At 60.1% G+C, this 20,885-nt stretch carries 19 protein-coding genes and 1 tRNA gene; 13 read left to right on the top strand and 7 right to left on the bottom strand.

Features of this window, described 5'->3' with window-relative positions:
• The first annotated feature begins 13 nt into the window (after positions 1 to 13).
• From ACSJLU_RS21500 to ACSJLU_RS21470, 7 genes are all read left to right on the top strand, one after another.
• Positions 14 to 523 (top strand): phage major tail tube protein, encoded by a 510-nt coding sequence (locus ACSJLU_RS21500; RefSeq protein WP_023447563.1) that lies wholly within the window; start codon positions 14 to 16, stop codon positions 521 to 523.
• Positions 524 to 577: 54 nt separating this feature from the next.
• The gene (locus ACSJLU_RS21495; protein ID WP_015379104.1) at positions 578 to 859 is read left to right on the top strand and encodes a phage tail assembly protein; all 282 of its coding nucleotides are present in this window, start codon (positions 578 to 580) and stop codon (positions 857 to 859) included.
• Positions 860 to 891: 32 nt separating this feature from the next.
• Positions 892 to 1,014: a GpE family phage tail protein gene (locus ACSJLU_RS21490; RefSeq protein WP_026142543.1), complete on the top strand. Its 123-nt coding sequence runs from the start codon at positions 892 to 894 to the stop codon at positions 1,012 to 1,014.
• On the top strand, positions 1,007 to 3,856 hold the full coding sequence (locus ACSJLU_RS21485) for a phage tail tape measure protein (RefSeq protein ID WP_439041027.1): 2,850 nt from the start codon (positions 1,007 to 1,009) through the stop codon (positions 3,854 to 3,856). Before ACSJLU_RS21490 ends, ACSJLU_RS21485 begins: the two co-directional genes overlap by 8 nt.
• Positions 3,856 to 4,341 carry a phage tail protein gene (locus ACSJLU_RS21480; RefSeq protein WP_015379102.1) on the top strand — a complete coding sequence of 162 codons (486 nt, stop codon included), beginning with the start codon at positions 3,856 to 3,858 and terminating at the stop codon, positions 4,339 to 4,341. The genes ACSJLU_RS21485 and ACSJLU_RS21480 overlap by 1 nt, the downstream gene beginning before the upstream one ends.
• Positions 4,338 to 5,498: a phage late control D family protein gene (locus tag ACSJLU_RS21475; RefSeq protein WP_439041026.1), complete on the top strand. Its 1,161-nt coding sequence runs from the start codon at positions 4,338 to 4,340 to the stop codon at positions 5,496 to 5,498. The genes ACSJLU_RS21480 and ACSJLU_RS21475 overlap by 4 nt, the downstream gene beginning before the upstream one ends.
• Positions 5,499 to 5,581: 83 nt before the next feature.
• Positions 5,582 to 5,812 (top strand): DNA-binding transcriptional regulator, encoded by a 231-nt coding sequence (locus ACSJLU_RS21470; RefSeq protein ID WP_033644586.1) that lies wholly within the window; start codon positions 5,582 to 5,584, stop codon positions 5,810 to 5,812.
• A gap of 201 nt (positions 5,813 to 6,013) precedes the next feature.
• Here ACSJLU_RS21470 and ACSJLU_RS21465 read toward each other — a convergent pair.
• Positions 6,014 to 6,089: transfer RNA gene (locus ACSJLU_RS21465), tRNA-Ile, on the bottom strand.
• A 146-nt stretch (positions 6,090 to 6,235) separates the two neighbouring features.
• On the opposite strand from ACSJLU_RS21465, the gene mug reads away from it, so the two are divergent.
• Entirely contained in the window at positions 6,236 to 6,724 is a 489-nt protein-coding gene (gene mug, locus ACSJLU_RS21460; protein WP_260515689.1) for a G/U mismatch-specific DNA glycosylase, read from the top strand.
• A gap of 74 nt (positions 6,725 to 6,798) precedes the next feature.
• Here mug and rpoD read toward each other — a convergent pair whose 3' ends face one another.
• The 3 genes from rpoD to rpsU form a co-directional block, all read right to left on the bottom strand.
• On the bottom strand, positions 6,799 to 8,640 hold the full coding sequence (rpoD, locus tag ACSJLU_RS21455; protein ID WP_043142056.1) for an RNA polymerase sigma factor RpoD: 1,842 nt from the start codon (positions 8,638 to 8,640) through the stop codon (positions 6,799 to 6,801).
• 157 nt (positions 8,641 to 8,797) lie between these two features.
• Entirely contained in the window at positions 8,798 to 10,546 is a 1,749-nt protein-coding gene (dnaG, locus tag ACSJLU_RS21450; protein ID WP_025304325.1) for a DNA primase, read from the bottom strand.
• Between the two features lie 136 nt (positions 10,547 to 10,682).
• Positions 10,683 to 10,898 (bottom strand): 30S ribosomal protein S21, encoded by a 216-nt coding sequence (gene rpsU / locus ACSJLU_RS21445; protein WP_001144069.1) that lies wholly within the window; start codon positions 10,896 to 10,898, stop codon positions 10,683 to 10,685.
• A 325-nt stretch (positions 10,899 to 11,223) separates the two neighbouring features.
• On the opposite strand from rpsU, the gene tsaD reads away from it, so the two are divergent.
• Positions 11,224 to 12,237: a tRNA (adenosine(37)-N6)-threonylcarbamoyltransferase complex transferase subunit TsaD gene (tsaD, locus tag ACSJLU_RS21440; protein WP_025304324.1), complete on the top strand. Its 1,014-nt coding sequence runs from the start codon at positions 11,224 to 11,226 to the stop codon at positions 12,235 to 12,237.
• A 30-nt stretch (positions 12,238 to 12,267) separates the two neighbouring features.
• Here tsaD and plsY read toward each other — a convergent pair whose 3' ends face one another.
• Positions 12,268 to 12,912, bottom strand: coding sequence for a glycerol-3-phosphate 1-O-acyltransferase PlsY (gene plsY, locus ACSJLU_RS21435; RefSeq protein WP_144334731.1), 645 nt, complete (start codon positions 12,910 to 12,912; stop codon positions 12,268 to 12,270).
• A 107-nt stretch (positions 12,913 to 13,019) separates the two neighbouring features.
• Between plsY and folB the strand changes: the two genes are divergently transcribed.
• Both folB and bacA read left to right on the top strand, forming a co-directional pair.
• Positions 13,020 to 13,379: a bifunctional dihydroneopterin aldolase/7,8-dihydroneopterin epimerase gene (gene folB, locus ACSJLU_RS21430; RefSeq protein WP_004937203.1), complete on the top strand. Its 360-nt coding sequence runs from the start codon at positions 13,020 to 13,022 to the stop codon at positions 13,377 to 13,379.
• A gap of 132 nt (positions 13,380 to 13,511) precedes the next feature.
• On the top strand, positions 13,512 to 14,336 hold the full coding sequence (bacA, locus tag ACSJLU_RS21425; RefSeq protein WP_004937204.1) for an undecaprenyl-diphosphate phosphatase: 825 nt from the start codon (positions 13,512 to 13,514) through the stop codon (positions 14,334 to 14,336).
• A gap of 39 nt (positions 14,337 to 14,375) precedes the next feature.
• On the opposite strand, the gene ACSJLU_RS21420 is transcribed toward bacA, so the two are convergent.
• Both ACSJLU_RS21420 and ACSJLU_RS21415 read right to left on the bottom strand, forming a co-directional pair.
• On the bottom strand, positions 14,376 to 15,620 hold the full coding sequence (locus ACSJLU_RS21420; RefSeq protein ID WP_089181360.1) for a multifunctional CCA addition/repair protein: 1,245 nt from the start codon (positions 15,618 to 15,620) through the stop codon (positions 14,376 to 14,378).
• A gap of 122 nt (positions 15,621 to 15,742) precedes the next feature.
• Positions 15,743 to 16,363 carry a TIGR04211 family SH3 domain-containing protein gene (locus tag ACSJLU_RS21415; RefSeq protein WP_016930153.1) on the bottom strand — a complete coding sequence of 207 codons (621 nt, stop codon included), beginning with the start codon at positions 16,361 to 16,363 and terminating at the stop codon, positions 15,743 to 15,745.
• Positions 16,364 to 16,641: 278 nt separating this feature from the next.
• Between ACSJLU_RS21415 and ACSJLU_RS21410 the strand changes: the two genes are divergently transcribed.
• Together ACSJLU_RS21410 and glnE are read left to right on the top strand one after the other, a co-directional pair.
• Entirely contained in the window at positions 16,642 to 17,949 is a 1,308-nt protein-coding gene (locus ACSJLU_RS21410) for a CYTH domain-containing protein (RefSeq protein WP_025304321.1), read from the top strand.
• A gap of 45 nt (positions 17,950 to 17,994) precedes the next feature.
• Complete coding sequence (glnE, locus tag ACSJLU_RS21405; RefSeq protein WP_049208361.1) at positions 17,995 to 20,832, top strand: bifunctional [glutamate--ammonia ligase]-adenylyl-L-tyrosine phosphorylase/[glutamate--ammonia-ligase] adenylyltransferase; 2,838 nt, start codon at positions 17,995 to 17,997, stop codon at positions 20,830 to 20,832.
• The last annotated feature ends 53 nt before the right edge of the window (positions 20,833 to 20,885 follow it).

Below are 20,885 nucleotides of genomic sequence, written 5' to 3'. Positions count from 1 at the left end.
GAGACGTTAGAACATGGCACTGCCGAAAAAACTGAAATACCTGAATCTGTTCAACGACGGCTACAGCTACATGGGCGTGGTGTCCTCGCTGACGCTGCCGAAGCTCACCCGCAAGCTGGAGAAATACCGGGGCGGCGGTATGAACGGCGCGGCCTCCATCGATATGGGGCTGGACGATGACGCGCTGGCCGTTGAGTGGTCGATGGGCGGCATTGATGAGCTGGTGTTGAAACAGTGGGGCGCCGTCGATGCCGTGCCGCTGCGCTTTGCCGGTTCCTTCCAGCGTGACGACACCGGCGAGGTGTCCGCTGTGGAAGTGGTGATGCGTGGCCGCCACAAAGAAATCGATTTTGGCGAGTACAAGCAGGGCGAGGATACCGAAACCAAGGTATCCACCGAGTGTACTTACTTCAAGCTGACCGTGGACGGCAAAGAGCTGATCGAAGTCGATACCGTGAACATGGTCGAAAAGGTCAACGGCGTTGACCGGCTGGCCGAGCATCGCAAGGCGATCGGCCTGTAATTTTTGCGCCAGCCCGCCAGGCTGGCCCTTTTCCCCCTGATTTGAGAGAACACCATGAAAGACGCAAAAGAAAATACCGTTACCCTCGACACCCCTATTCAGCGCGGTGAAACCACCATCACCGATGTGCAGGTGATTAAACCGAACGCGGGCGCGCTGCGCGGCGTCGGGCTGGCGGCGATCGCCAATGCCGATGTTGACGCGCTGCTGGTTGTGCTGCCGCGTGTGACCGTGCCGAACCTGACCAAAGAAGAATGCGCGCGCCTGGAATTGCCGGACTTGGTGGCGCTGGCCGGGAAAGTGGTCGGTTTTTTGTCGCCGAACTCGGCGGCGTAATCCCCGACGCCCGACTGGGCGTTGATGACCTGATGGCGGACATCGCGGTGATCTTCCACTGGCCGCCGTCTGAAATGGCCGGAATGACGCTCACTGAGCTGTTGAACTGGCGCCATAAGGCACTGCAACGCAGCGGAGTTAATCACGATGAGTAAAAGCCTGCAGCTACAGGTGCTGCTGAAGGCCGTAGACCAAGCCACCCGCCCGCTAAAGAGTATCCAACAGGCCAGTAAATCACTGGCCGGTGACATCAAAACCACGCAGCAAACCCTCAAGGCTCTGGACGCGCAAAGCGCCCGGATTGAGGGGTTTCGCAAGGCGCAGGGGCAGCTTGCCGTTACCGGCAAGGCACTGAAGAAAGCCAAGGAAGAGGCGGCCACGTTGGCTGTCCAGTTCAAGGCGACGGAAAAGCCCACGGCGCAGCAAGCGCGCTTGCTGGAGGCATCAAAGCGCGCCGCCGCCGAGCTGCAGTTGAAATACAACGGCCTGCGCCAGTCGGTTCAGCGCCAGCGTGACGCGCTCAACGCTGACGGCATCGCTACCCGGAACCTGAGCGCCGAACAGCGCCGGTTGAAGGCCAGCGCCAGCGAAGCCACGACAGCGCTGGGCCGCCAGCGCGGCGAGCTGGATCGCCTGAGCAAGAAACAAGAGCAGGTTAACCGCGTCGGCGCGCGTTACCGTGCCGGGCAATCGGCAACCGCGGCTGTCCGTAATACCAGCGCGGCCGGGCTGGGTATCGCTACCGCCGGGCTGGTCGCTGAAGGGGCGTTTATTGCGCCGGGGGTGCAGTTCGACAGGCAGATGTCAGACACGCAAGCCACGCTCGGACTATCGAAGAATGACCAGCAACTGGCCGCCATTCGCCAGCAGGCGCGGGATATTGGCGCCACGACCGCGTTTTCGCCGACAGATGTCGCGCGCACGCAATCCGTATTGGCGAAATCCGGCTTTAACGGCGATGCCATTCTGAAATCGACAGAATCGACGGTAAATCTGGCGCTGGCCTCCGATCTGGACATCGCCGACGCGTCCGACATCATCACCAACATGCAATCGGCATTTAACATGCCGATAGACGAGATCCAGCGCGTCGCGGACGTGATGACCAAAGGTTTCACCAGCTCGAACAGCAACCTGATGGATTTTGGCGAGGCGATGAAGTACGTCGCGCCGATCGCCGAGGCGGCCGGTGCCAGTATCGAGGACACCACCGCCTTATTGGGCGTGTTGGCCGATAACGGCATCAAGGGGTCTATGGCCGGTACGGCGGCCAGTGCGATGTTTACGCGGTTACAGGCGCCCGTCGGGCAGGCGGCTGATGCGTTGTCAGAATTGGGCGTAAAAACCAAGGACGGCAAAGGGAACATGCTGCCGATCGCGAGCATCCTCAAGAAAGTTAACGGCTCGTTTAAAACCAACAAGCTCGGCACCGCGCAGCAAGCCGAATACCTGAAAGTCATTTTCGGCGAAGAGGCGATGAAAGGCGCTATCAAGCTGATTGACGCCGCCGGTAACGGCAAGCTGAGCGAAAAACACAGCACCGTCACCCAGTCAAAAGGGGCTACGGCCCAGATTGCCCGAGTGAAGGTGGACAACCTCGACGGCGACCTGAAAAACCTGTTTTCCGCCTGGGAGGATGTGCGCATTGAGGTGTTCGACGGCCAGAATTCAGCGCTGCGTAAGCTAACGGTTTCCGCCACCGAATGGCTCACCAAGGCGGGGGCATGGGTGAAAGCCAATCCTGAGCTGGTCGGCACGCTGGTGAAAGTCACGGCGGGCGTCACGGCCCTGATCGGCGGCCTCGCTGCGTTGGGCCTTATCGCATGGCCGGTGATGGCCGGGGTCAATATGTTGATTGCCGGGGCCGGGCTGCTGGGAACGGTCTTTACCACCGTTGGCGCCGGGATTGCGGCCGCATTCAGTGTGATCACCCTGCCGGTGGTCGCGGCGGCGGCGATGATTGCTGGTGTGGCGTTGACTATCCGTAAATATTGGGAGCCTATCAGCGCCTTTTTAACGGGTATCGGCGAAGGCTTCAGCGCCGCTTTCGCGCCGATGCGCGCCGCGCTTGTCCCGCTGGCCGGCGCATTTACGCCGCTGCTGAGCATGGTGCGCAACGTCTGGCAGTGGTTCGGCAAGCTGATCGAGCCGGTGAAATCCTCACAGGCCGAACTCCAGACCGCCGCGCGCTATGGCCGCATGTTTGGTGAGTGGATCGCGGCCGGATTGAGCCTGCCGCTGCAGTTGTTGGGCGGATTGCCCGGCCTGCTGACCGGCATCTGGGGCGTTGCGAGCGGCATTGCAGAGCGTGCCGCCGCCGTCTGGGACACCATCGGCGAGCGTGTTAACGCGGCATGGCTGGCGCTGAGCGCCGCCACGGTTCAGGCATGGGATCGGCTGACCGGCTGGCTTAATGGCAAATGGGAGGGGCTGGTAAACGGGGCTAAAGCGCTGCCGGGACAGTTCAAAGAAGCCGGGATGAACATGATCAACGGGGTCATTGACGGCATTAGCGAGCGCTGGCAGGCGCTGAATGACAAGTTTTCCAGCCTCACGGATATGCTGCCTGACTGGATGAAGTTTGGCGACGATGAAGCGGAGGTTAACCCGGCGATTTCATACAACCGCCCGGCGCCTGAGCTGATGCCGGGGCCGGGCTATGCGGGGGCATTCGACAAGGGCGGCATCATCCCGCGCGGCCAGTTCGGCATCGTCGGCGAGCGTGGCCCGGAGATTGTTAACGGCCCGGCCAACATCACCGGGCGCCGGAAAACGGCGGCGCTGTCGGCGGCGATGTTATCGCTGTCAACGCCGGTGATGGCGTCGGCCCCGGCTGCTGCACCTGCCACGGTGCCAGCCCCGATCACGATTCAGGTGTACGGCGCCCCCGGCCAAGACGCGGCCTCCATTGCGCGCGAAGTCTCGCGCCAGCTCGAGGCCGAACGACGCAAACACGCGGCCGCCGCGCGTAGCCGCATGACTTACGGAGATTCATGATGATGTTAACGCTGGGGCTGTTTGTTTTTATGCTGCAGACGCTGCCTTATCAATCCATGAGCCGCAACGCGGAATATCGCTGGCCGAGCAACGCCCGCGTTGGCCTGCGCCCGGCGGCGCAATTTCTGGGGATGGATGAGGAAAAAATCACGCTGTCCGGGGTGCTGCTGCCGGAGATCACCGGCGGCCGCTGGTCACTGCTGACGCTGCAACTGATGGCCGAGCAGGGCCGGGCGTGGCCGCTGATTGAAGGCACCGGCACGATTTACGGCATGTTTGTGATCGAGTCGATTTCTGAAACGCACTCCGAGTTTTTCGCAGACGGCAGCCCGCGCCGCACAGAGTTCACGCTCAACCTGAAGCGGGTAGATGAATCCCTGTCGGCGATGTTTGGCGATCTGCGCCAGCAGGCCGGGGAACTGTACGATAAAGCCGGAGAGATGGCCGGGAAGGCCGCCGGTGCTATGGGAGGGTTGTTATCATGATCACCGGCGTAAGCCTGCCAGCCGGGGCGCGAGTTGCCCCGGATTTCTCGCTGTTGCTGCAGGATAACGACATCACGCAGAACATCCGCAAGCGGCTGATTTCTCTATCGCTGACGGATAACCGGGGCTTTGAAGCCGACCAGCTCGACATCGAGCTGGACGACAGCGACGGACTGATGGCGATGCCTCAGCGCAATGCGGTGTTGTCGCTGGCGCTCGGCTGGCAAGGTTCGCCATTGACGCCAAAAGGCCAGTTTACGGTCGATGAGGTCGAACACCGGGGCGCGCCGGACACGTTGACTATTCGCGCGCGTAGCGCGGATTTTCGCGGCTCGCTGAACACCCGGCGCGATGAGTCCTACCACGACACTACCCTGGGCGACATTGTGCAGAAGGTGGCCGCGCGCAATAAGCTGAAAGCCTCGCTGGCCGCTGGTCTGGGCACCATCAAAATCAGCCATATTGACCAGACGCAGGAGACGGACGCGGCATTTATTACCCGACTCGCAACGCTCAACGGCGCGGTGGCGGCGGTGAAAAATGGCGCTCTGCTGTTGTTGCGACCGGGGAACGGCGCCACGGTAGGCGGGAAGCCATTGCCGGTGTATACCATCACCCGGCAGGATGGCGATCAGCACAGTTTCAGCATTGCCGATCGGGATGCCTACACCGGCGTGACGGCGAGCTGGCTCAACACAAAACAGCCGAAGCCGAAGAAAGTGAAGCTGCAGCGCAAGCCAAAAGAGCAGCATTTGCGCGCGCTGCAACACCCGAAGGCGAAACCGGGTAGCAGTAAAAAACCGGGGAAACCGGCGGAGGCGGCGAAAGGCGATTATCTGGTGGGAGCTGACGATAACGTGTTTGCGATCACCAAAATTTACGCCACCAAGGCCGCAGCAATGCGCGCCGCACAGGCAAAGTGGGAAAAGCTTCAGCGCGGTGTGGCTGAGTTCTCTCTGTCGCTCGCCATGGGGCGGGCTAACATCACGCCGGAAACGCCGGTACGCGTCAGCGGCTTTAAAGCGGCGATCGATGCACAAGACTGGATAGTGAGCAAAGTCACGCACAATTTGAGTAACGGAGGTTTTACGACGGCGCTGGAGTTTGAGGTTTTGCTGTCGGATGTGATTTATGACGTGCATGACTTCGCTTTATGAATTTGTAAATTAGATTAAAGCTAATTCAAATCCAGATCACAGAGCGTATTATCGCGGCAAGAGCCATTGATGAGGAATTAATAATGTTCCATTGCCCATTATGCCAGACTGCGGCCCATGCCCGCACCAGCCGCTATCTGAGTCAGCACACGAAAGAACGTTATCACCAGTGCCAAAATATCAACTGCGGCCACACGTTTAAAACGATGGAGACCTATGACAGTGCGATTATGACGCCGGGGCAGGTCAGGGCCGTTCCCCCGCATCCGGTTGGCGCTAGTGTGGCAGGCCAACAGCAGGTTATGTGGATGTGATCAGCTGAGAGAGACAAACCCGCTTAATGCGGGTTTTTTATTGGAATGCGTACATTGGGCTGGCAACTATCTTATGTCGGGGTGTGTGATATGGGGAGAGATTCAAAAAAACAGAGCGACACTTTTGCGACACCGATGTTGATGGTAACAAAAAAGCCACCCTGAGATGTGGCTTAATTATATGATTTTAAATCTAAAATTTGGTGGCCCCTGTTGGGTTTGAACCAACGACCAAGCGATTATGAGTCGCCTGCTCTAACCACTGAGCTAAGGGGCCAAGCCGCGAGATTATAGGGAATCCTTAAGCGGCGGTCTACAGTTACCCGCCCGTATGTTGCTTTTCTGCACAGTTCTAGCCTGTTGTAATTGCTGGCGGATTTTGCGATAACCGCAGTAAATCCCTGTAATGGACTCACGACACTCATGGAACTTCTGGCGCCTGACCTGCGGGTGGTGTTTTGCGGCATCAACCCCGGCCTTTCTTCCGCCCATCAGGGCTACCCTTTCGCCAACGGCAGCAATCGCTTCTGGAAGGTGATCCATCAGGCCGGCTTTACCGAGCGCCAGCTGGCGCCGGAGCAGTGGCAGCAGCTGAAGGATAACGGCTGCGGCATTACCGCGCTGGTGGCGCGCCCGACGGTAGCGGCCAGCGAGCTGTCGCGCGACGAGCTGCGCAGCGGCGGCGAGGCGCTGCAAGAGAAAATCCTGCGCTACCAGCCGCGCGCGCTGGCGATTTTGGGCAAGCAGGCGTTCACCACCGCCTTCGGGGTGAAAAACGCGCCCTGGGGCAAGCAGGCGATGATGCTGGGGGAAACCGAGGTGTGGGTATTGCCCAACCCCAGCGGATTGAACCGCGCCACGCTGGAGCAGCTTACCGCCAGCTATCGCGAGCTGTTCCTGGCGTTGCAATGATGCGGCGGGGCATATTCAGGGCATAAAAAAACCCCGGCAAGCCGGGGTTTTTGCTTTTGGTGCGGCAGCCGGACTTAATCGTCCAGGAAGCTGCGCAGCACTTCGGAGCGGCTCGGGTGACGCAGCTTGCGCAGCGCCTTGGCTTCGATCTGACGAATACGCTCACGGGTAACGTCAAACTGCTTGCCTACCTCTTCCAGCGTGTGGTCGGTGTTCATGTCGATACCGAAACGCATGCGCAGCACTTTCGCTTCGCGCGCGGTCAGGCCGGCCAGCACGTCGTGAGTGGCGGAACGCAGGCTCTCTGAGGTCGCGGAGTCCAGCGGCAGCTCGAGGGTGGTATCCTCGATGAAGTCGCCCAGATGCGAATCTTCGTCGTCGCCGATCGGCGTTTCCATCGAGATTGGCTCTTTGGCGATCTTCAGCACCTTGCGGATCTTGTCTTCCGGCATCAGCATGCGCTCGGCCAGCTCTTCCGGCGTCGGCTCGCGGCCCATCTCTTGCAGCATCTGGCGCGAAATACGGTTGAGCTTGTTGATGGTCTCAATCATATGCACCGGAATACGGATGGTGCGCGCCTGATCGGCGATGGAGCGGGTGATAGCCTGACGGATCCACCAGGTGGCGTACGTCGAGAACTTGTAGCCGCGGCGATATTCGAACTTGTCTACCGCTTTCATCAGGCCGATGTTGCCTTCCTGGATCAGATCCAGGAACTGCAGGCCGCGGTTGGTGTATTTCTTGGCGATGGAAATAACCAGACGCAGGTTGGCCTCAACCATCTCTTTCTTCGCGCGGCGGGCTTTCGCTTCACCGATCGACATGCGACGGTTGATGTCTTTGACCTGCTCGATGGTCAGACCGGTTTCTTCTTCGATCTGACGCAGTTTCTGCAGGCTGCGCTGCACGTCTTCGGCAACGTCTTTCAGCTTTTCCGACCATGGCTTGGCCATCGCCACTGCGGCTTCGAACCAGGAATCGCTGGTTTCGTTGCCGGCGAACAGGGTGACGAAGTTTTTCTTCGGCATTTTGCACTGTTCAACGCACAGCTTCATGATGATGCGTTCCTGGGTGCGAACGCGGTCCATCATAGTGCGCATGCTGTTGACCAGGAAGTCGAACTGTTTCGGCACCAGGCGGAACTGCTTGAACACTTCAGACAGCTTCAGGATCTCGTCCGCTGCGCTGGCGTGGCTGCGGCCGTTCTTTTTGATCACCAGACGCGTCGCTTCATACTGATCGCGCAGCTCGGCGAACTTCTGACGCGCCAGCTCAGGATCGATGCTGTTGTCGTCTTCGGTGTCGTCGTCTTCGGCGTCCTCATCTTCTTCGTCGTCGTCTTGCTCTTCGCTCGACAGTTCAGAACCGATGTGGGTCGCGGTAGGGGCGATGTCCTCTTCCGCGTTAGGATCGACGAAGCCGGTGATCAGATCGGACAGGCGCGCTTCGCCCGCTTCGACGCGATCGTACTGCTCAAGCAGGTAAGTGATGGCTTCCGGGTATTCGGCAACCGAGCACTGCACCTGGTTGATGCCGTCTTCGATGCGCTTGGCGATGTCGATTTCGCCTTCGCGCGTCAGCAGTTCGACGGTACCCATTTCGCGCATGTACATGCGCACCGGGTCGGTGGTGCGGCCGATTTCGGATTCCACGCTGGACAGAACCTGTGCGGCGGCTTCTTCCGCATCTTCGTCCGTGCTGTTCGAGTTTTCGGCGAGCAGCAGGTCATCGGCGTCCGGTGCTTCTTCCATCACCTGGATGCCCATGTCGTTAATCATCTGGATGATGTCTTCGATCTGATCGGAGTCGACGATATCTTCCGGCAGATGGTCATTGACCTCAGCATAGGTCAGATAGCCTTGCTCCTTACCACGGGTGACAAGTAGCTTCAGCTGTGACTGCGGGTTTTGCTCCATAAGACGGTATCCACACTTCAGAGTATTTAGGTTGGTGTCGGTCGGCGAAACCGCCAACAATAGCATTTGGGGCGTTTTCGTTATCGCCGCGGCCCACTATGGCGGCACTGTGCAGGGCTCTGCCCTCGCAATTATCGGCACTTAAGCCGTTTGGTATTCAGTTTTTCTTCGCTAAAACCTGGTTGAGAGAACGGACTTCCTCACGTTCCTCCGGGCTCAGGCCGCGCGTTCTGGCCTGGGCGATCAGCGTTTCCAGCCGTTGCTCGAGCACCGAGTCGTACAGGCTGGCCAACGTATCCAAAAAGGTCTGTTCGACCATGTCCTCAACGATCATATGGTTCCATGTCGCCAAGGTTTCAAGCTGCTGGCTGAATTTGTTGTCGCGATACAGCTCCAGCAATTGCCCGGTTGTCAGGCCCGGCTGCGCCAAACAGGTCTGCACCAGTTCGACGAACAGCGGCAATCCCGCCTGTTTGGTCTGCTCCAACCCTTCCAGCGAAGGGATAAGTGTAGCCAACTGCGGATTTTGCACCAGTAACCCTATCAGTATACGCATGGTTGTGCGTTTTAGCTGGGGCGCCTGATAAGGATTCGCATTTTCCGCCTGCTTGGGCATCAGCTTGTCGAGCTGGCTGTCGTCCAGCAGCCCCAGCTTGTTGCCGAGCTCCTGACGCAGGTACAAGCGCAACGTTTCGCCCGGCACCTGAGTAATCAGCGGCAGCGCCAGCGTGCTCAGCTTGGCGCGCCCGTCCGGGCTGCTCAAATCCACCTGCGGCAGCAGGCTTTCGAACAGGAAAGTGGACAGCGGCTGCGCCTGCTCCATTCGCTGTTCGAAGGCTTCTTTGCCTTCTTTGCGCACCAGGGTGTCCGGGTCTTCACCGTCGGGCAAAAACATGAACCGCAGCTGGCGCCCGTCGTTCAGGTACGGCAGCGCGGTTTCCAGCGCCCGCCAGGCCGCTTCGCGGCCGGCGCGGTCGCCGTCGTAGCAGCAAACGACGTTGTCGGTAGCGCGGAACAGCAGCTGAATGTGTTCAGCCGTCGTCGAGGTCCCGAGCGAGGCGACGGCATAATCGATGCCGAATTGCGCCAACGCCACCACGTCCATATACCCTTCCACCACCAGCAGCCGCTGGAGGGTAGGGTGGTTCTGCTGTGCTTCATACAGGCCGTACAGCTGGCGGCCCTTATGGAAAACTTCGGTTTCCGGCGAGTTCAGGTACTTCGGCATACCGTCGCCCAGCACGCGGCCGCCGAAGGCGATCACGCGCCCGCGCTTGTCGCGGATGGGGAACATCACCCGTTCGCGGAAGCGGTCGTACGAACGCCCCTGATCGTTAGTCACCAGCATGCCGGCATCGTTCAATGCGCGGCGCGAGTCGGCATCGCGGCCGAAACGCTTCAGGGCGTTGTCCCATCCCGCCGGCGCGAAGCCGATGGCGAAATGGCGAATAACGTCGTCACTTAATCCGCGCTGCTGCAAATAGCTGCGCGCCGGTGCCCCGGAGGACTGCTGCAGTGACTGTTGATAGAACGCGCTGAGCTGCTCCATCAGTTGGTACAGGCTCTGGCGCTGATGGCGTTCGATCTGGGTCGGCCCGGTGCCCGCTTCGTAAGGCACTTCCAGCCCGTGCATGGTCGCCAGCTCTTCGATGGTTTCGACAAACTCGAGTCGGTCGTAATTCATCAAAAAGTCGACGGCGTTGCCGTGCGCACCACACCCAAAACAGTGATAAAACTGCTTTTCGCCATTAACGGTAAAGGAAGGCGTCTTTTCGTGGTGGAACGGACAGCACGCGTGGTAGTTCTTGCCTTGCTTCTTGAGCTTCACGCGGGCGTCGATCAAATCGACGATGTCGGTGCGAGCCAGCAAGTCATTGATAAATACGCGCGGAATTCGTCCAGCCATAAGCCCTTACTTCATTAGCCTATAAACGAGAACAAGCCGCGCATTCCTTTCGGAAAGCACGGCCTTCGTATGCAACTACTCGGTCTGCGCGATTTTGAAAATCAGAAATTCACGCGGTGGGGTTGCCCCCGAAGAATTAATACAGACGAGTGCGGCGTGCGTTTTCGCGAGCCAGTTTCTTCGCGTGACGTTTCACAGCAGAAGCTTTAGCGCGTTTACGTTCGGTAGTTGGTTTTTCATAAAACTCACGACGACGAACTTCAGCTAAAACACCCGCTTTTTCGCAAGAGCGTTTGAAACGACGCAGAGCAACGTCAAATGGCTCGTTTTCACGTACTTTAATTACCGGCATGTGCCTCTCACCTCAATAAAATTCGGTTTGCTGCTGGCCAAGCGCCAGCCTTTTCAAAATGGTGCGGAATTTTACTCCAATGGATGCTGCTTTGTAAAGCATCACAGCAAATTGAAACCCGCGTCGCTCTGCCGCAACGTGCGCAATTTTGCACCGGGCGCTGATTATAGACTAATCAGAAAAAAATGCTCGTGTTTAATCGCCTGGGCATTTTCTGGATGAATCATCGACATAGGTGCGGGCCGGTGACAAGATGCGCGGCACCGGCGGTAAATGTGGCGGAATGTGGTAGACTGGCGGCCGCACGTGAATGATGGGAAATGTAATGCGAGTACTGGGTATAGAAACGTCCTGCGATGAAACCGGAATTGCAGTGTATGACGATCAAACCGGTTTGTTGGCCAACCAATTATACAGCCAGGTGAAGCTGCACGCCGACTACGGCGGCGTGGTGCCGGAACTGGCCTCCCGCGATCACGTGCGCAAAACCGTGCCGCTGATTCAGGCGGCTCTGAAAGAGGCCAACCTGACTCCGGCCGATATCGACGGCGTGGCTTATACCGCCGGGCCGGGCCTGGTAGGCGCGCTGCTGGTCGGCGCTACCGTCGGGCGTGCGCTGGCGTTCGCCTGGAACGTGCCGGCGGTGCCGGTACACCACATGGAAGGCCACTTGCTGGCGCCGATGCTGGAAGATAACCCGCCGGCGTTCCCGTTCGTCGCGCTGCTGGTCTCCGGTGGCCACACTCAGCTGATCAGCGTCACCGGCATCGGTGAGTATGCACTGCTGGGCGAGTCGATCGACGATGCCGCCGGCGAAGCGTTCGACAAAACCGCCAAGCTGCTCGGCCTGGATTATCCCGGCGGGCCGATGCTGTCGAAGATGGCGCAGCAGGGCACGGCGGGGCGTTTCACCTTCCCGCGGCCGATGACCGATCGTCCGGGGCTGGACTTCAGCTTCTCCGGGCTGAAAACCTTCGCCGCCAACACCATTCGCTCCAACGGCAACGACGATCAGACGCGTGCCGACATCGCCCGCGCCTTCGAGGATGCGGTGGTGGATACGCTGGCGATCAAATGCAAACGTGCCCTCGAGCAAACCGGCTTCAAACGCCTGGTGATGGCCGGCGGCGTGAGCGCCAACCGCACATTGCGTGCCAAGCTGGCGGAGATGATGCAGAAACGCGGCGGGGAAGTGTTCTATGCCCGCCCGGAATTTTGCACCGACAACGGCGCGATGATCGCCTATGCCGGCATGGTGCGGCTGAAGAGCGGCGCCAACCCGGAGCTGAGCGTTTCGGTGCGGCCGCGCTGGCCGCTGGCGGAACTGCCTGCGGTATAAAGCAAAGGGCCGGATAATCCGGCCCTTCTGTTATTCGTCTTCCGGCTGGTCGCCGTTATCCTCATCCGCGTCGTTTTTCTTCTTGCGGAACTTGCCCCAAATCTTGCCTTCCTGGCCGCGCCACAGGCGCTGGATATTGTCGTGATGCCGCATCAGGATCAGGCAGGAGAGCATCGCTACCGGGAAGGTGAACTGCGGTTTGAACCACCAGACGTAGAACGGGGCGATCAGCGCGCTGACGATGGCGCCGAGCGAAGAGTAGCCGCTGAGCAGCACCGTCAACAGCCAGGTGCCGGTCATCAGGCCGGTCAGATCCCAGCCGATAGGCGCGATGGCGCCAAACGCCGTCGCCACGCCTTTACCGCCGCGGAAGTGGAAGAACACCGGATAGATGTGCCCCAGACAGGCGGCGATCGCCGTCAGGCCGAGGTACAGCGGCGGTACATCGAGTTTGTAGGCCAGCCAGACCGGCAACATCCCTTTCAGAATATCGAACACCAGCACCGCCGCTGCCGCCAGCCGGCCGCCGATGCGCAGGACGTTGGTCGCCCCGGGATTTCCTGAGCCATGCTCACGCGGGTCCGGCAGCCTGGCGATCCGGCAAACCAGGATCGCGCTCGAAATCGAGCCGCACAGATACGCGAAGATAATCATGCCAAGCGCGGTAGCACTCATAACGCGGTTCCGTTTAATAATGGTCGTTTTACTCGCAACATCTATGGATAATACGCACATTCCGCTGGAAGTGGTATCCGGCAAGGCCAAAAACAGAGAATGACGTGATGGATATCGTATTTATTGAAGAGCTTACCGTAATTACCACCATTGGCGTTTATGAGTGGGAACAGGGCATTCGTCAGAAGCTGGTGTTCGATATCGAAATGGGCTGGGATAACCGGCCGGCCGCCGCCAGCGACGACGTAACTGACTGTCTGAGCTATGCCGACGTCAGCGATGCCGTGATCCAACACGTGGAGTCGAACCGCTTCGCCCTGGTGGAACGCGTGGCGGAGGAAATATCTGAAATTTTGCTTCAACGCTTCAATTCCCCGTGGGTCCGTATTAAGGTCAGCAAACCGGGCGCTGTAGCACATGCCAATCGGGTCGGCGTGATCATTGAGCGCGGCACTCGTCCCGCATGATTTTATGTCATCTGCTTGCAACGAAAGACCGTTAAGCTGGTCTTAATCCTGAGAATTGTTTTAGCGGCATTGTCTTTAAGCATTGCCGCTTTTTTATGTGATAGCCGTTATTTTATAGGGTGAGCGAAGCACATGGCTGACATGCATTCACTGTTTATTGCGTTTGTTCTTGGGGTTGTCGAGGGGTTAACCGAATTTCTGCCGGTGTCTTCCACCGGGCATATGATTATCGTTGGCGAGTGGCTGGGCTTTACCGGCGACAAAGCCAAAACCTTTGAAGTCATCATCCAGCTGGGGTCGATCCTGGCCGTCGTCGTGATGTTCTGGCGCAGGTTGTTCGGCCTGATCGGCATCCATTTCGGCGGCAAGCCGGTGGAGCACGAGGGTAAAACCAGCGGTCAGCTGAAGCTGGGGCACATCCTGCTGGCGATGATCCCGGCGGTGGTGCTGGGCCTGGCCTTCCATGATTTCATCAAGTCGCTGTTCGCGCCGAAAAACGTGATGTATGCGTTGGTGGTCGGCGGTCTGCTGCTGCTGGCGGCGGAATGGCTGAAGCCGAAGAAACCGAGCGCGGAAGGGCTGGATGACATCACCTACCGCCAGGCGTTCATGATCGGCTGCTTCCAGTGCCTGGCGCTGTGGCCGGGCTTCTCCCGTTCGGGTTCTACTATCGCCGGCGGTATGCTGGTGGGCGTGAACCGCTATGCGGCGTCCGAGTTCTCCTTCATTTTGGCGGTGCCGATGATGATTGGCGCCAGCGGCCTGGATCTGTACAAGAGCCTGCACTTCCTGACCTGGGGCGATCTGCCGATGTTCGCCGTCGGTTTCGTTACTGCCTTCGTGGTGGCGCTGATTGCGATCAAGACCTTCCTGTCGCTGATCAAACGCATCTCGTTCGTGCCGTTCGCCATCTACCGCTTTATCGTGGCGGCCGTGGTTTACATGGTGTTCCTGTAAACCCGATACCAAGAAAAAACCCCGCTCTGCGGGGTTTTTTTATGCCTGATCGTTGAGGATAGTTTGGGTGAGCTTCCACTCGGCCAGCGCCTGCTGGCGGCGGCGTTTGAGCTCGTCGCGGATCGCGGTGCCCTGCAGCCCGCTGGCTACCACCTCTTTAATCGATACCGCGTTCGCCACCTGATACGCCTGGCGCAGATAGTCGCCCTGCGGATAGGGATTCTTCTCAAAGCCTGTGCGTCCGCGCGCGTCCGCTTCGCTGGTCAGGATCATCTGCTCCAGCCTCTGGGGCTTGCGCCAGACGTCGATGGCGTCGAACAGCTTCAATAGGGTCTCCGGCCGCAGCTTGTTCACGGTGTGGATCAGATCATGGTACTCGGCCACCAGCTTGCTCAGATCGCGCACCGGGTTAGGCACCCGCAGCCGCTGGCACAGCGCCTCGACCAGCCGTACGCCCGCCGGGCCGTGGCCGTGGTGATGCGGCCAGAACTCTTTTGGCGTCAACCCTTTGCCGAGGTCATGGCACAGGGTGGCGAAGCGCACGTCCACCTCCGGCGTGAGGCGGGCGGCGATCGCCAGCGCCATCAGCGTGTGCACGCCGGTGTCGATCTCCGGGTGCCACTTGGCGGGGGCCGGCACGCCGAACAGCGCGTCGATTTCCGGGAACAGCACCGCCAGCGCATCGCAATCGCGCAGCACCTGAAAATAGACCTGCGGGCTCTGGCTTTGCAGCGCCTTTTCGGTTTCCTTCCAGACGCGTTCGGCGGTCAGCGCAGCCAGTTCACCGCCGTGCGCCATTTGGCGCATCAGGGCGAGCGTTTCGTCGGCGATGCGAAAACCCAGGTGGGCGAAGCGGGCATTGAAACGCGCCACGCGCAGTACTCGCAGCGGATCTTCGCCGAACGCGTCGGAAACGTGGCGCAGCACGCGCGCCTGCAGATCGGCCACGCCGCCGTAAGGGTCAATCAGCTCCCCTTCGGCGGAACGGGCGATGGCGTTGATGGTCAGATCGCGCCGCAGCAGATCTTCCTCCAGCGTGACGTCCGGCGCGGCATAGCAGGTAAAACCGGTGTACCCTTGGCCGGATTTGCGCTCGGTGCGCGCCAGCGCGTATTCCTCATGAGAATCGGGGTTGAGGAACACCGGGAAATCTTTGCCGACCTGTTGGTAACCCAATGCCAGCAGCTCTGCCGGCGTGGCGCCCACTACCACCCAATCATGATCGACCACCGGAATATTGAGCAGGCTGTCGCGAACGGCGCCGCCGACCAGATAAATCTGCACTGTTGACTCCTGAATATCGTGTAAGGCTCTGTCTATCAGATTACATGAATTGACCGCGGGATGTCGGCACCAATGAAAAGGGCGCCCGCAGGCGCCCATACTCAAACTGAACGATACTGAGATCAGTTCATCCAGCGATTGTTGTTCTTGCGGCGCGGGATCAGGTGCGGCAACAGCAGACCCAACAGCAAACCGACGCCGGCAACGCCGCCGCCGTACATGAACCACTGCAGAATAATGGTGCGCTGTTTATCGTCGAGCTGCAGGTTAACGGCGTTGACCTTCTTCTGCGCCACCACCAGCTGGTTTTTCAGATCCTGGTTTTCCTTCTGCAGGCTGCTGATGGTGCTGTCGCTGCCCGCGACTTTTTCCTGCATTTCCGAGGTGCGCTGGTTCCAGGTGTTATCGATGTTGGCCAGTTTGTCGGTCAGGGTTTTCACCTGCTGTTCCAGCTCGGGCACGCGGGTGCGCAGGCTTGGCGTCTGGCTGAGCTGATCGAGCGGGATCCAGGTGGTGCGGCCTTTGGGATCGCGGATCTGGCCGTAATTGGTGCTGTCGTTGACGCTCAGCAGGGTCACTTCTTCACCGGCGTTCAGAGTGCCGACAATACGGTACTGATTACCTGGGCCGCTATGGACATAAGTGCTTAACTCATCGGAGATATAGCGTTTATCTTCGGCATGTGCGGCCCAAGTGATGCTGAAGCTCAGCGCGGCAAGGAAAATCAGGCGTAATTTCTGCATTAGTTCATCGTTTCTGGGTGAATTTATGGAACGATAGTAGAGGGTTCAGTCTGACGACGCAACGCCAAAACCGGAATGAGAACTATCTTACTGTGGCTGATTCTGTGAGTTGCGCAGCGTTTTATAACGTAACAGGTTTTTTCTACAGTTAGCAGGGTTAAGGCGCCGGGAATCGCGGTAAGATAACGGCAACTGTGCGTCAGTGGGCAGCATACGGCGGGCCGAGCGCGCCGAGCTGAAACCGACGTGAATGCGTAACTTATTGGTGTTAAAGAATTATGACCGTTGAAATTGAACTGAAATTCATCGCCGCGCCGCAAGCGGTGGCCGCACTGCCACACTGGCTCGCCGCCTGGCCGCATCAGCATTCCGCGCCGCAAAAACTGACCAACATTTACTTCGAAACGGCCGACAATTTCCTGCGCCGTCACGACATGGGGCTGCGCATTCGCGGTTTCGACGATCGCTATGAGATGACCATCAAAACCGCAGGTAAAGTGGTGGCCGGCCTGCACCAGCGCCCGGAATACAATGTCGCCATCGCCGAACCGCAGCTGGCGCTGGCGCAGTTTCCTGCCGACATCTGGCCGCAGGATTGCGATATCGCGGCGCTGCAGCAGGCGTTGCAACCGCTGTTCCGTACCGATTTTGTGCGTGAGAAGTGGGTGGTTACTTACGGCCAAAGTGAGATAGAGATTGGCCTGGATCAGGGTGAGGTGCGCGCCGGTGATCTCAGCGAAGCCCTGAGCGAGATAGAACTGGAGTTGCTGAAAGGCAACACCGCCGATCTGCTGGCATTGGCCGGTGAGCTGGCGGCGCACGATGGGCTGCGTCAGGGCAGCCTGAGCAAGGCGGCGCGTGGTTACCACCTGGCGCAGGGCAATCCGCCGCGCGAGGTGCGCTCGCTGCAGGTGCTGAAGCCGGCGGCGAAGGCGACCGTGGAGCAGGGGATGATCGCCGCCTTCGAACTGGCGCTGAACCACTGGCAGTACCATGAAGAGCTGTGGCTGCGCGGCGACGCGCAGGCGCGCGGGGCGGTCATCGAAGCGGTCGGCACGATCCGCCAGGCGCTGGTGATCTTCGGCGGCCTGGTGCCGCGCAAGGCCAGCGCCGATCTGCGCGCCCGTCTGACCGAACTCGAACCATTGTTGGCGGATAAAGCCGCGCAACCAGAGACCCTGTGCTACAGCACAGCTTACCTGCAATGTAAGTTGGCGCTCACATCATGGCTGGTGAGCGGCGCCTGGAGGCCGTTTATCGATGCCAAAGGGCAGACCAAGCTGGACGGTTCTTTCAAACGCTTTAGCGACATCATGCTGGGGCGCAGCGGCGCGGAGCTGAAAGAAGCCTTCAGCCGTACGCTGAACGAAGATGAATATCAGGAACAATTGCCGCGCCTGACGCGTCAGATTTCGGCGCTGATCCTGCTGTCGGGCGCTTACCCCGACGAGCAGACCGGGCCTTATATCGACGCCTGGCGCGAGTTGCAGGCGGCGCTGAGCGAGCGCCGCCAGGGCTGGTATGAAGCCAGCCGCAAACAGGCCTTATCGCATGCGCCATTCTGGTTAAACGGCGCGCTTCGTTAATCCAGTCGGCCCGCCAGCCGTGGGCCGCAGAGCGGGTCATACACTATGTCGCCACTTTCAGCCGCGTTACAGGCTCAGGCACAGCAGGTTGTGCAGCGTTTTCAGGAAGTTCACGGCGCGGACAGCGCCTTTAGCGAGCAGGAGCAGTGGGTGCTGGCGTCGAGCGACTTCGTCAGCGACGCGCTGCTCGCCCAGCCGGCCTGGCTCGCGACGCTGCGCGAGCAGCCGCCGGCGCCCGGCGAGTGGCAACACTATGCCGCCTGGCTGCAGGACGAGCTGGAAGAGGTGCGTGACGAAGCGCAGTTGATGCGCACGCTGCGCCTGTTTCGCCGCGAGACGCTGGTGCGTATCGCCTGGGCGCAGGCGCAGGGGCTGTGTTCGACCGAAGAAACGCTGCTGCAGCTGAGCGGGCTGGCGGAGACGCTGATCGTCAGCGCCCGCGACTGGCTGTACCAAACCTGCTGCCGCGAGTGGGGCACGCCGTGCAATGCCGCCGGCGAACCGCAGCCGCTGCTGATCCTCGGCATGGGCAAGCTGGGCGGCGGCGAACTGAACTTCTCGTCGGACATCGATCTGATCTTCGCTTACCCGGAAAATGGTCAAACCCAGGGCGGGCGGCGCGAGCTGGACAATGCCCAGTTCTTCACCCGTCTCGGCCAGCGGCTGATCAAGGCGCTGGATCAACAGACCATCGACGGCTTCGTCTATCGCGTCGACATGCGGCTGCGGCCGTTCGGCGACAGCGGCCCGTTGGTGATGAGCTTCGCGGCGCTGGAAGATTATTATCAGGAGCAGGGGCGCGACTGGGAGCGCTATGCGATGGTGAAGGCGCGCCTGATGGGCGGGGCGGAAGACGCCTACAGCCAGGAGCTGCGCAAAACCCTGCGGCCGTTCGTGTTCCGCCGCTACATCGATTTCAGCGTCATCCAGTCGCTGCGCAACATGAAGGGCATGATCGCCCGTGAAGTACGGCGTCGCGGCCTGAAGGACAACATCAAGCTGGGCGCCGGCGGCATTCGCGAAATCGAATTCATTACCCAGGTATTCCAGCTGATCCGCGGCGGCCGCGAGCCGGCGCTGCAGGGGCGTTCGCTGCTGCCGACGCTGCAGGCGGTGGGTGAGCTGGGGCTGCTGGAGGCCGAGCAGGTACGGGCGCTGAGCGCCGCCTACCTGTTCCTGCGGCGGTTGGAGAACTTGCTGCAGGCGATCGGCGATCAGCAAACCCAGACGCTGCCGCAGGAGGCACTCGATCAGGCGCGGTTGGCCTACGGCATGGGATTGGCGGATTGGCCGGCGCTGATGGCGGCGCTGGACGCGCACATGCAGGCGGTGCGCGCGGTGTTCGACGACCTGATCGGCGACGATAGCCCGGATGTCGGCGAAGATCCCGATTACCAGCACTACCACAGCCTGTGGCAGGACGCGCTGGAGGAGAACGAGCTGGCGCCGCTGACGCCGCACCTCGATGAAGAGGGGCGCCGACAGATGCTGCGTACCATCGCCGATTTTCGTCACGACGTCGACAAGCGCACCATCGGCCCGCGCGGCCGCGACGTGCTCGATCAACTGATGCCGCGCCTGCTGGCGGAGGTGTGCCCGCGCCAGGACGCGCCGACCGCGCTGGTGCGGCTGGCGCAGCTGCTGCTCAGCATCGTCACCCGCACCACCTACCTCGAATTGTTGGTGGAGTACCACGCGGCGCTCAGCCATCTGATCCGCCTGTGCGCCGCGTCGCCGATGGTCGCCAACCAGCTGTCGCGTTACCCGCTGTTGCTGGACGAACTGCTGGATCCGGCCACGCTGTATCAGCCGGTGGCGCTGGACGCCTACCGCAGCGAGCTGCGCCAGTATCTGCTGCGGGTGCCGGAAGACGACGAAGAGCAAAAGCTGGAGGCGCTGCGCCAGTTCAAACAGGCGCAGCAGCTGCGCATCGCCGCGGCGGATATCGCCGGCGCGCTGCCGGTGATGAAAGTGAGCGACCATCTGACTTATTTGGCGGAGGCGATCATCGACGCGGTGGTGCAACAGGCCTGGAGCGACATGGTGGCGCGTTACGGCCAGCCGACCCATCTGCAGGAACGCGAAGGGCGCGGCTTTGCGGTGATCGGCTACGGCAAGCTGGGCGGTTGGGAGCTGGGGTACAGTTCCGACCTCGATCTGGTGTTCCTGTTGGATTGCCCGCCGGAAGTGATGACCGACGGCGATCGCTGCATCGACGGCCGTCAGTTCTACCTGCGGCTGGCACAGCGGGTGATGCATCTGTTCAGCACCCGCACCTCCTCCGGCATTCTGTATGAGGTTGACGCGCGTCTGCGGCCTTCCGGTGCGGCGGGGATGCTGGTCAGCACCGTCGAAGCGTTCGCCGACTACCAGCAAAACGAAGCCTGGACCTGGGAGCATCAGGCCCTGGTGCGCGCGCGCATCGTGCATGGCGATCCGGCGCTGCATCAGCAGTTTGACGCAATCCGGCGCGAGATCCTGTGCAAAACGCGCGATGCGCAGACCCTGAAGCGCGAAGTGCGCGAGATGCGCGAAAAGATGCGCAACCATCTCGGCAGCAAGCAGCGCGATCTGTTTGATATCAAAACCGATGAGGGCGGCATAACCGACATCGAATTTATCGCCCAATATCTGGTCTTACGCTATGCGCCGGGTGAACCGCGCCTGACGCGTTGGTCGGACAACGTGCGCATCTTCGAGCTGATGGCCAATTACGACATCATGCCGGAAGAGGAAGCGCGCGCGCTGACCCAGGCCTATGTCACCATGCGCGACGAGATCCACCACCTGGCGCTGCAGGAGCATTCCGGCAAGGTCGGCAGCGGGCTGTTTGCCGCCGAGCGCGAACAGGTACGCGCCAGCTGGGCCAAATGGCTGGATTAATACCTTTTTGCGGGTATTCCGGCGGTCTGTGGTAATATCTGCGCCACTAAAAT

It is taken from the genome of Serratia bockelmannii, assembly GCF_051803255.1.
Classification (GTDB): domain Bacteria; phylum Pseudomonadota; class Gammaproteobacteria; order Enterobacterales; family Enterobacteriaceae; genus Serratia; species Serratia bockelmannii.
The sequence above is the reverse complement of the archived record's forward strand: the minus strand, read 5'-3'. Positions and strand labels throughout refer to the sequence as shown.

Bases quoted from the DNA above. Each gene is read 5' to 3' on its own strand.
- plsY (WP_144334731.1), bottom strand. From the start codon at position 12,912: ATGAGTGCTACCGCGCTTGGCATGATTATCTTCGCGTATCTGTGCGGC.
- mug (WP_260515689.1), top strand. From the start codon at position 6,236: ATGGAACTTCTGGCGCCTGACCTGCGGGTGGTGTTTTGCGGCATCAAC.
- ACSJLU_RS21475 (WP_439041026.1), top strand. From the start codon at position 4,338: ATGATCACCGGCGTAAGCCTGCCAGCCGGGGCGCGAGTTGCCCCGGAT.
- ACSJLU_RS21410 (WP_025304321.1), top strand. From the start codon at position 16,642: ATGACCGTTGAAATTGAACTGAAATTCATCGCCGCGCCGCAAGCGGTG.
- ACSJLU_RS21495 (WP_015379104.1), top strand. From the start codon at position 578: ATGAAAGACGCAAAAGAAAATACCGTTACCCTCGACACCCCTATTCAG.
- ACSJLU_RS21415 (WP_016930153.1), bottom strand. From the start codon at position 16,363: ATGCAGAAATTACGCCTGATTTTCCTTGCCGCGCTGAGCTTCAGCATC.
- ACSJLU_RS21480 (WP_015379102.1), top strand. From the start codon at position 3,856: ATGATGTTAACGCTGGGGCTGTTTGTTTTTATGCTGCAGACGCTGCCT.
- rpoD (WP_043142056.1), bottom strand. From the start codon at position 8,640: ATGGAGCAAAACCCGCAGTCACAGCTGAAGCTACTTGTCACCCGTGGT.
- tsaD (WP_025304324.1), top strand. From the start codon at position 11,224: ATGCGAGTACTGGGTATAGAAACGTCCTGCGATGAAACCGGAATTGCA.
- bacA (WP_004937204.1), top strand. From the start codon at position 13,512: ATGGCTGACATGCATTCACTGTTTATTGCGTTTGTTCTTGGGGTTGTC.
- glnE (WP_049208361.1), top strand. From the start codon at position 17,995: ATGTCGCCACTTTCAGCCGCGTTACAGGCTCAGGCACAGCAGGTTGTG.
- folB (WP_004937203.1), top strand. From the start codon at position 13,020: ATGGATATCGTATTTATTGAAGAGCTTACCGTAATTACCACCATTGGC.
- ACSJLU_RS21490 (WP_026142543.1), top strand. From the start codon at position 892: ATGGCGGACATCGCGGTGATCTTCCACTGGCCGCCGTCTGAAATGGCC.
- rpsU (WP_001144069.1), bottom strand. From the start codon at position 10,898: ATGCCGGTAATTAAAGTACGTGAAAACGAGCCATTTGACGTTGCTCTG.
- ACSJLU_RS21500 (WP_023447563.1), top strand. From the start codon at position 14: ATGGCACTGCCGAAAAAACTGAAATACCTGAATCTGTTCAACGACGGC.
- dnaG (WP_025304325.1), bottom strand. From the start codon at position 10,546: ATGGCTGGACGAATTCCGCGCGTATTTATCAATGACTTGCTGGCTCGC.
- ACSJLU_RS21485 (WP_439041027.1), top strand. From the start codon at position 1,007: ATGAGTAAAAGCCTGCAGCTACAGGTGCTGCTGAAGGCCGTAGACCAA.
- ACSJLU_RS21470 (WP_033644586.1), top strand. From the start codon at position 5,582: ATGTTCCATTGCCCATTATGCCAGACTGCGGCCCATGCCCGCACCAGC.